The organism is Paenibacillus timonensis (assembly GCF_022427145.1).
GTDB classification, from domain to species: domain Bacteria; phylum Bacillota; class Bacilli; order Paenibacillales; family Paenibacillaceae; genus Fontibacillus; species Fontibacillus timonensis.
The window spans coordinates 1-9,126 of the sequence record NZ_JAKSXN010000103.1 but is presented as its reverse complement, the minus strand read 5'-3'; the positions used below and the strand labels follow the sequence as shown (position 1 = coordinate 9,126).

Genomic DNA, 9,126 nt, shown 5'->3' with positions numbered 1-9,126 from the left:
GACTATATTAATCAGGTAATAAAGAATAGTGAGAAATACAACAAAAAGTTTTCTGTTATGTTTTTAGACTTAGATCGATTTAAGGAAGTCAATGACACTTTTGGACACGCTATTGGCGATTCTTTATTAATACAAGTTGCTGAGAGACTGAATAGAAGTGTGCGAAAACATGACGTCGTTTTTCGATTAGCAGGAGATGAATTTATTATTGTTTTGAAGGATATAGATAAAGAGGAATGTAGAAATGTGGCGGAAAGAATAATTAACGAAATGTCTGATTCATTCACATTGGAAGGGATGGAATCTAGTGTTTCCCCTAGTATTGGCATTAGTTTTTACCCTGAAAATGGTGTGATTTATCAGGAGATAATAAAAAGTGCTGATAAAGCCATGTATCTCGCTAAACTGAAAGGTAAAAATAATTTCCAATTTGCTTAACCTTATACTGTATTTATTAAAGGAGATAAAACTCCTTTTTATTTTGAGTTAATAATAAATACAAACATTAAATTTTTTTAATCATTCAATCCTTAAATTTTCATTCTTTATTGTTACTCTTTATTATATGTTTCCAAGATATCATTTTATTGATAAATGAAAGTAGGACTTAACTAAATGAAATTAAAAGGGCATTTATTATGTGCTTTTCTCATAGGGTTTGTTTCACTAATTGGTTTTAGTTTTATAGCGTTACTAATTAGCGCTCAGAAAATTGTTCAATTTGATCAAACATTGATTTCCTTTATTCAAGGTTTTGAATCACAAACATTGACTTCAATCATGAAATTTTTTACGTTTATCGGTTCGTTTCCTGTGGTATTGGTTTTATTTCTTATAGTATCCTTTATTTTATATATTGTATTGAGATCCCGGGCCGAAGTTCTTTTGTTAGGAACGGTCATTATAGGAACACAAGTGATAAATCAGGTTTTAAAAATATTTTTCCATCGGGCTCGACCAGACTTTCATTTGTTGATTGATGTTGGTGGGTATAGTTTTCCAAGTGGACATGCAATGAGTGCTTTTACCGTTTATGGTATTTTGACATTTATTTTTTGGAGGCATATTCCGAATCGCTTTGGGCGATCTATATTTGTTTTATTTAGCAGTTTACTCATTCTCATAATCGGTACTAGCCGCATTTATCTAGGGGTACATTATCCGAGCGATATTATCGGAGGATACTTTGCTAGTGCAATATGGCTAACTGTTGCCATTTGGTTCTTCCAAAGGTATAAAGAGAAAAAATATGAAAAAAATTCTCTATAAGAACAAGTTTTTTATTGATTTATTTATGAAAGGATAGCAAAGGAGAGTTTATATGGAAAATTGGATTACAGAAATAATGAATAGTTATGGTTACATGGGGATATTTCTCTTAATTATGTTAGAAAATATATTTCCCCCCATCCCATCTGAGGTCATACTAACTTTTGGCGGCTTTATGACAACAACCACAAATATGGGTGTACTAGGGGTAGTTGTTGCCTCAACTGCAGGTTCAGTAGCGGGCGCTGTTATACTATATGCAATTGGAATGTTGATTAATGTAAATCGACTTGAAAAAATTGTGGACAAATGGGGGCACATTTTACGGCTTACCAGAAAAGATATTTATAAGGCACAGTCATGGTTTGATCGGTATGGAGTTTGGACTGTTTTCTTTTGTAGATTTATACCTCTGATCAGAAGTTTAATATCTATCCCAGCAGGTATGGCGCGTATGAATTTTTGGCTGTTTTTCCTTCTTACTACAGTGGGAACAATGATTTGGAATGTTGTCCTGATTAAAGTTGGTGCTGCAGTCGGCTCTTCATGGCATGATATTGTCAATTATATGAATATTTATTCGAACATCGCCTATGCAATCTTGGTCGTGCTGTTCATTATTTTAGTGGTGATTTATGTTAAAAAGAAAACAAAAAAGAACAGCGACTGATAGGAGTGTTAGTACGTGGATACAGTGAATGTAATTGAACTATTAAAATACTTATTTTTAGGACTAATTCAGGGGATAACAGAGCCAATTCCTGTCTCCTCAAGTGGGCATTTAGTTTTATTCGAGCATTTTTTCGGCTTAGAAATTTCCGGATTAAGTTTTGAGGTGTTGGTCAATTTCGCATCATTGCTTGCTGTGTTGTTTATCTACCGCTCTGATTTAATACAGTTAACAAAGAATAGTGTATCCTATTTAGTTGTTTCAGATAAAACCGAAAGTATGAAGAAAGACTTTTATTTTGTCCTTTATCTTATTATTGGTACTATTCCTGCAGGAATTATTGGAGTCTTATTTCAAGACCAGATAGCAACCATATTTAAAGGCATAAGGGTTATTGGCTTCACTTTAATATTAACGGGTATTGCACTTTGGCTAATCAGAAATCTAAAGGGTAGTAAAGGTGATGGCGAATTAACTTTCAAGGATTCTATTATTATTGGATTATCTCAGGCTGTGGCATTAATACCGGGTATCAGTCGTTCAGGTTCAACTATTGTATCGGCTATGGCTTTAGGTATGAAACGAGAAACAGCACTAAAATTTTCCTTTTTTCTCTATATTCCAGTTAGTGTAGGAGGGATGGTTTTATCGCTTTCCGATTTAATCCACGACCCTAGAATGGGAGAACTCTTTCTTCCATATACACTAGCCTTTATTGCTTCTTTAGTTGCTTCCTATTTTTCGTTAAAGTGGTTCATTAATATTATGCAAAAGGGGAAACTTGGTTACTTTTCAATTTATTGTTTTGTAGTTGGAATTGCAGTCATTATTTTAGGATAAATAAATTCTTTTATTTCTACTCCACTTTAATGTTGGAGTTTTTTTATTTTGTTGATTATGAAAAAATTTTCATTGAAATTTTAAGTTGTATTATTTTTATTTTCGGGAACAGTTCATAGTCATTCTTTATATTAAATATGTACTGAAAAAGTGGACGATAAGGAGGATTTGAAATGATTAAAGCAACAAATTTAACTAAACAATACGACAATGGTTTTGTGGCTGTTGATTCTTTGAATCTTCAAGTAAATAAAGGGGATATATACGGATTTTTAGGGCCGAATGGTGCCGGGAAAACGACGACTATCCGAATGTTAAATGGGCTAATAGAACCTAGTGATGGGTCTGTAACTATTGAAGGAAAAGAAGTTAAACATGAAAACGCATCGGTAAGTAAATTAATTGGAGTACTGCCGGAATCTCATGGTTACTACAATTGGATGACTGGAAGAGAGTATTTAAAATTATTTGCCGAACTTTATGGTGTTGACAAGAAAAGGGTTAAGTCAAGGGTTGAAGAGGTTCTTGAGTGGGTAGGCATGGCCGGGAAGGCAGATATTCTAATTGGACAATATTCACGGGGGATGAGGCAACGGATCGGTATTGCGAAAACCATTGTACATGAGCCCTCTATTATCTTTCTTGATGAACCTACGTTAGGTTTGGACCCACAAGGGCAAAAGGATATACAATCGATTATTACAAGATTAAATCAAGAACAGAATGTTACTGTTTTTATCACATCACATCTATTAAAAGAAATATCGGAAATCTGTAATCGCGTCGCCATTGTAAAACAAGGGAAACTGCTTGAAGAAGGATACTTAGACGAATTAATAACAGGGTATCGTTTAGTCCTAAAAAATGAGAATCCTACATTAGAGGATATATTCTTTAGTCTAACATCTGATGAAGTTGGGGGGAGCATCTAATGTCCAGTCTAATAAAAAAGGAAATAAGGGAACATGTATTATCCCGTAAAGGAGTTTGGATCTTTTTTGCAATTGCTATTCTATTTAGTGGTCTTACCTATAGTTTCATTTCAGTGAAAGAACTAAGTTTGCTCGCACAAGTCGAAGTGAATATGACATTTATGAAAGCATTAATTGGGATAAGTATTTTATTATCCATCATATTAGGGTCAACAATGGTTTCTGGTGAAAGGGAACAAGGGACCTTGGAAAGCCTTTTATTAACTCCTTTATCAAAGGTGAAAATAATCCTTTCTAAAGTAGCAGGAATTTTGGTGTTTTGGCTAATCATCTCAATGATATCTATCCCTTACTTCTATGCCCTGTCATATGGAACAAATATGCTATTTACAATTTTAGCCTATTTATATCTAATCGGATTGCCATTGGTTATTAGTTTTTCATTACTGGCATTAGCATTTTCTTCGTGGATATCGTCAAGTAAAAATGCAACACTATTGTCGATCGTCTTATTTTTGGTGACGGCTATACCTATGTTTCTATCAACCACGATGAAAAAGTCAGGATTTGCTCATTTAGTTGATTCATTGAGTCCTGTTTCGGCCAGTATGCTGTCTTTAAAGGATTGGTTAGTAAATAAACTTAGCGTTTCCACTATCTTTATGGATAGTTTACCTGTTTTGTGTTTCTTGATAATATCCATCATTTGTTTATACTATGCAAGTAAAAAAATGGACTTTTTAGGAGGGGAGTAATTTGTTAAAAAAGGCAGGAATTATTCTAGCAATACTTTTGGGATTAGTAGTAACCGGGCAAAATGCTTTTGCTATGGAACAACCAAATGTTGAGGTAAAAGTAATCTCTCCTAATCAGGTTAAAGATTATCCGGGAAAAGAAACAACAGTTAAAGCACAAGTTACAAACCATACCAACCAATCTATAAAAGATTTAGTCGTTTATATCACAATGGCTGATATGGGCAAAAAGTGGACGGTTAATTTAGAAGACTATAGTGCAGATAAACCGGAACAAATTAAGGAATTAAAACCGGGGGAATCAAAGGAAATTTCACTGCCCATTCGTTTTGTATATACCAGCAATTATTATCTATATGTAACGGCCGCTAGTGCTCATAGTTTAGATATTTATTCAAGTAATGGAATCCCTATTGAAATTATGGGTAACACAAAGATTGATCCGACGATTATACAAGTTGTTTCAATAGGAACACCGCTTATTATTTTGGCTTTTGTGGGAGTGAATTTTGCGAAAAATAGAAGGAAAAAATTGCGTAAGGAATAATATATGGTTTTGGAAAAAGACTTATTTTTACTAAGACAGGATATTGAAAAATTGATGGCAGAAAAACAACAAGAGTTAAATAATATAGTGTTGAAATATGGATTAAGAAGTAAAGAGGCATTGTTTATTAGTCAAGAGTTGGACATAATGATCAATCAAGTAATGAAGAGAAATCATTCAAATAATAAAGTTGTTTAAATGAAAATTTTTCCATGTAATGGTTAATTTAATTTTAAATTCTATTAAGAGTTAATTCAGAATGATTAATTACTTAACAACATGGAGAAGGTATTATTTCCTTTTGACATTATGATAATTGGGAGATTTGTTGAGGAAATGGCAATGAAAAAGATTCTAATTATAGCGGATGAGATAAATTCATCTGAAGATATACGACTAACATTAGAAAGTGAAAAATATGAGGTTGAAGTTACCGTGGAGGGTAGAGATGGCTTGACAAAGGCTTTAGATGAAAATACTAACCTTATTTTTTTAATGCTTCCAAGTTTAAAAGGAATTGAAGTGTGTAAGCAAATTCGTGCCGAAAGTAATACTCCCATTATAATGATTAATTCACAAGATAATGCAATAGATCAAATTATAGCGTTAGATAGTGGTGTGGATTATCTTTTACCAAGTGTTTTTCATTTTGAGGAACTATTGGCAAGAATGAGAGCAATAATAAGAGGAATTGAGCGTAGAAATCGGAATGATACTATTTGAAGTCCTGTAAATGAATGTTGGTTGTATGTTACTATTTTTCCACTATCCCAACCTTTCTTAAAAGATAATGAAGTCAAGTGCCATGGGTCAAAAATTGGATATAATAATCAATCAAGTAATTACGGAAAAGGTATTCACATAATAAACCTATTAAAATGAAAATTTTTTCATGTAAAGGTTAACCAAATTTTAAATTCAATTCAGATTTACTTCATGGTAGAGACTTAAGATAAGGATGTACCACAGTTAATAATATGAGGAGGAAGACAAATGAAGAAAAAGTTTATAGTACCAGCATTGGCAGCAGCAATTATTGGAGGAGGAATAGCAGGGACTGCTCTAAATACCTCGGTATTTGCAGCAAGTGCAGATAGTAGTAATAGTAAAGTAGAGGTAACGGATCAACAAGAGCAGCAACAATTGGCAAAAGAAGCAACAATCACTAAGGAAGAAGCCATTTCAGCAGCGTTAAAAGAGGTTGCAGGAAAAGCAGCGAAGACAGAACTTGAGGATGAAGATGGGACGATTGTTTATGGTGTAGAGGTTACTGACGATCAAGGAAAGAACCATGATGTAAAAGTAGACGCCAAAACAGGAAAGGTTTTAAAAGTAGAGGCCGATGACGAAAATGAAAAGGCTAATAAGGAAGAAAAAGAAGATAAAGATAGTGAAGTTTCCGATAAGCAGGAGCAACAACAATTAGAAAAGGAAGCCAAAATTTCGGCTGAAGAAAGTAAAACTATTGCATTAAAAGAAGTAAACGGTCAAGTAACAGATACTGAACTTGAAGATGAAGATGGAACGGTTGTTTATGGTGTTGAAATAACAGACGCTCAAGGAAAGAAACACGATGTAAAAGTAGACGCCAAAACAGGTAAAGTCTTAAAAGTTGACGTAGATGATGAAAATGATTCAGAAAGTAATAGTGAACAAGAGTAATTAAGTAAATTCAAAATAGGGTCCTACTTGCTTGTGCAAGTAGGACCTATTCATTTCATACAAGCAAGTGTACTACTTTCAATTAAATGTATTTTGTATCATAACATTTATTTTTGGTTTAAGATAATACTGTCATTTTAATTAAATCCTGAAAGTATTACAAAATAGATAAGGGATCATTTGGAGGTCATAAATTTGGATATTTTAGTGATTGAAGATGAAGAAGCATTATCGGAATTTATAGTACTTGAGTTAACGCATGAAGGCTACAATGTAAGTGCTGCATATGATGGAAGAGAGGGGCTTGAACTTGCATTAGAAAAAAATTGGGATGTTATCCTTTTGGATTTAATGCTACCAAAGTTAAACGGTATCGAGGTTTGCCGAAGACTAAAAGCAGTGAAGGATATTCCGATTATTATGATAACAGCAAGGGACAGTGTGATGGACCGGGTATTAGGGCTGGATAGTGGCGCTGATGATTATATCCCAAAGCCATTTGCGATTGAAGAATTACTGGCGAGAATTAGAGTAATTGTGAGAAGAGAAGAAAAACGAAAAGATTTGCCTACCCTACTTTTAACATTTAAAGATTTAGAGTTAAATATTGAATCAAGGTTATTAAAAAAAGGCGAGCAATTGATCGAATTAACAAAAAAGGAATATGACTTATTGTTTATGTTTATGAAAAATATTAACCGAGTCTTAACAAGGGAGGTTCTTCTAGAAAATATTTGGGGATATGATGCAGAAATTGAAACAAATGTAGTCGATGTTTATGTAAGACACCTTCGAAATAAACTAGATTCTGTAGATAAAGAAAGTTATATTCAAACGATGAGAGGGATGGGGTATGTGATGAGAGAATGAGGAAATTAAAGGATTTAATTCCCAAAAGCATTAATATAAAATGGAAATTAACTTTATGGGCTGCCCTTTTAATGCTTATTTTATTTCTTTCTTATAATATTTTACAGTATTTTATCATTCAGAACTGGGTAGTTGATCAAGAAACACGAACCATTCAAAAAAAGATGAATGAAGTAACCGCGTACATTCAAGATTCAAATTTTAGAGGGAATGTTTCGGAGAGTGAACACTATTTAGACGTTCTGAATGAAAAGTATCAACTGATAAGGATCGTGAGGGAAAACAATTCTCCATTATTTACGATATCAGACGAGGTTCCACAAGGGTGGGTATCTCCGAAAAATGTGACAAAAGAAGAACTAGTGGAATTTTCGCCAAAAGGTGATCGTTTGTTGATATATAGGAGGCCAATCGAAGTAAACGACTTTAAAGGAACAGTAGAAATAGTGCGTAATTTAGAGAACTTTGATAGTTTGATTAACCAAATATTTATGTTAGTTATCGTAACAGGATTCGCTGCTATTCTCCTTAGTTTAATCGGCGGCAGACTTATTTCCTTTCAACTACTAAAACCTATTAATTCAATGATAAAAACAATGAAAAGAATAAAAGAGACTGGGCTGAATGAAAGGGTTCTAATTAACAAGCAACGAGATGAAATGACAGAGTTAGGAATTATGTTTAATGAATTAATGGATAACTTAGAAAAGTCATTTCAGCAGCAACAACAATTTGTAGAGGATGCCTCTCATGAATTAAAAACACCGTTGTCCATCATACATGGACATTTATCGCTTATCAATCGTTGGGGGAAGGATAATCCAAAAGTTTTGGAACGCTCAATTGATTTAAGTTTAAATGAAACCAACAGACTTATTCACCTAGTTTCGGAATTATTGACTCTCTCAAGAGCAGAAGAATCCACTACAAATATGAACTCATTGGAAGAAGTCAAAATGAAGGAAATTATGCAAGATATTGTTGAAAACTTTCAAACAATAAATAATGATTTTAAAATATCCTCCACTATAGATATTGATACGGATTTTACTATAAAAATACTGAAGAGCCACCTTGAACAAATCATGATCATTTTATTAGACAATGCCACTAAATATTCAACAGATGAAAAGGTCATACAGATTAATGTAAGACATACGGACAAGGAATTGACGATTGAGGTAAAAGATTATGGAGTAGGTATCCCGAAAGAAGAGTTACCTTTTGTACTCAATCGCTTTTATCGTGTGGATAAAGCAAGAAGTAGAAAACATGGTGGGAATGGGCTAGGACTATCGATTGCAAAAAGGATACTGGATATTTATCAAGGAACTTTAGAAATCGATAGTGTGTATGGGAAATGGACAAAGGTTCAGATTACTTTACCACTAGGTTGATAAGGAGTGAACTTTTATCAAAATGTATCGATTCTTTACGCAGAATTGTGGTCTTTTATTTTAAAGTTAACGGACTTTATATAATGAATAACGTCTTGCCCTAATAGAGATTAACTTATCCTCTTCTTAGGTTATACTTAAAGGCTAATAAATTTTTAGACGGCATAACTATTGTTTGTATCTA

The 9,126-nt window shown here is 33.3% G+C and carries 12 protein-coding genes; all 12 read left to right on the top strand.

From position 1 onward, the window contains the following. A partial coding sequence (locus tag MJ257_RS23905; RefSeq protein WP_240271664.1) for a GGDEF domain-containing protein occupies window positions 1-438 on the top strand: 438 nt, incomplete at its 5' end. Window positions 439-615: 177 nt separating this feature from the next. Continuing rightward, entirely contained in the window at window positions 616-1,269 is a 654-nt protein-coding gene (locus MJ257_RS23900; RefSeq protein ID WP_031539330.1) for a phosphatase PAP2 family protein, read from the top strand. A gap of 52 nt (window positions 1,270-1,321) precedes the next feature. Next, complete coding sequence (locus tag MJ257_RS23895) at window positions 1,322-1,939, top strand: DedA family protein (RefSeq protein ID WP_031539329.1); 618 nt, start codon at window positions 1,322-1,324, stop codon at window positions 1,937-1,939. A 24-nt stretch (window positions 1,940-1,963) separates the two neighbouring features. After that, entirely contained in the window at window positions 1,964-2,779 is an 816-nt protein-coding gene (locus tag MJ257_RS23890) for an undecaprenyl-diphosphate phosphatase (RefSeq protein WP_031539328.1), read from the top strand. Window positions 2,780-2,952: 173 nt separating this feature from the next. Continuing rightward, window positions 2,953-3,711 carry an ABC transporter ATP-binding protein gene (locus tag MJ257_RS23885; protein ID WP_048717766.1) on the top strand — a complete coding sequence of 253 codons (759 nt, stop codon included), beginning with the start codon at window positions 2,953-2,955 and terminating at the stop codon, window positions 3,709-3,711. After that, a complete protein-coding gene (locus MJ257_RS23880; RefSeq protein ID WP_031539326.1) occupies window positions 3,711-4,466 on the top strand; it encodes an ABC transporter permease in 756 nt (251 codons plus the stop codon). The genes MJ257_RS23885 and MJ257_RS23880 overlap by 1 nt, the downstream gene beginning before the upstream one ends. A gap of 1 nt (window position 4,467) precedes the next feature. After that, a complete protein-coding gene (locus MJ257_RS23875; protein WP_031539324.1) occupies window positions 4,468-5,013 on the top strand; it encodes a COG1470 family protein in 546 nt (181 codons plus the stop codon). A 3-nt stretch (window positions 5,014-5,016) separates the two neighbouring features. Next, a complete protein-coding gene (locus MJ257_RS23870) occupies window positions 5,017-5,211 on the top strand; it encodes an aspartyl-phosphate phosphatase Spo0E family protein (RefSeq protein ID WP_031539323.1) in 195 nt (64 codons plus the stop codon). Between the two features lie 81 nt (window positions 5,212-5,292). Continuing rightward, on the top strand, window positions 5,293-5,736 hold the full coding sequence (locus tag MJ257_RS23865) for a response regulator transcription factor (protein ID WP_051641013.1): 444 nt from the start codon (window positions 5,293-5,295) through the stop codon (window positions 5,734-5,736). A 270-nt stretch (window positions 5,737-6,006) separates the two neighbouring features. Then, entirely contained in the window at window positions 6,007-6,675 is a 669-nt protein-coding gene (locus MJ257_RS23860) for a PepSY domain-containing protein (protein WP_031539321.1), read from the top strand. A gap of 189 nt (window positions 6,676-6,864) precedes the next feature. Continuing rightward, window positions 6,865-7,545 (top strand): response regulator transcription factor, encoded by a 681-nt coding sequence (locus MJ257_RS23855; RefSeq protein ID WP_031539320.1) that lies wholly within the window; start codon window positions 6,865-6,867, stop codon window positions 7,543-7,545. Beyond that, window positions 7,542-8,942, top strand: a complete 1,401-nt coding sequence (locus tag MJ257_RS23850; RefSeq protein ID WP_031539319.1) for a HAMP domain-containing sensor histidine kinase — start codon at window positions 7,542-7,544, stop codon at window positions 8,940-8,942. Before MJ257_RS23855 ends, MJ257_RS23850 begins: the two co-directional genes overlap by 4 nt. Window positions 8,943-9,126: the final 184 nt, after the last annotated feature.

Bases quoted from the DNA above. Each gene is read 5' to 3' on its own strand.
- MJ257_RS23860 (WP_031539321.1), top strand. From the start codon at position 6,007: ATGAAGAAAAAGTTTATAGTACCAGCATTGGCAGCAGCAATTATTGGA.
- MJ257_RS23865 (WP_051641013.1), top strand. From the start codon at position 5,293: ATGGAGAAGGTATTATTTCCTTTTGACATTATGATAATTGGGAGATTT.
- MJ257_RS23895 (WP_031539329.1), top strand. From the start codon at position 1,322: ATGGAAAATTGGATTACAGAAATAATGAATAGTTATGGTTACATGGGG.
- MJ257_RS23880 (WP_031539326.1), top strand. From the start codon at position 3,711: ATGTCCAGTCTAATAAAAAAGGAAATAAGGGAACATGTATTATCCCGT.
- MJ257_RS23885 (WP_048717766.1), top strand. From the start codon at position 2,953: ATGATTAAAGCAACAAATTTAACTAAACAATACGACAATGGTTTTGTG.
- MJ257_RS23900 (WP_031539330.1), top strand. From the start codon at position 616: ATGAAATTAAAAGGGCATTTATTATGTGCTTTTCTCATAGGGTTTGTT.
- MJ257_RS23850 (WP_031539319.1), top strand. From the start codon at position 7,542: ATGAGGAAATTAAAGGATTTAATTCCCAAAAGCATTAATATAAAATGG.
- MJ257_RS23870 (WP_031539323.1), top strand. From the start codon at position 5,017: ATGGTTTTGGAAAAAGACTTATTTTTACTAAGACAGGATATTGAAAAA.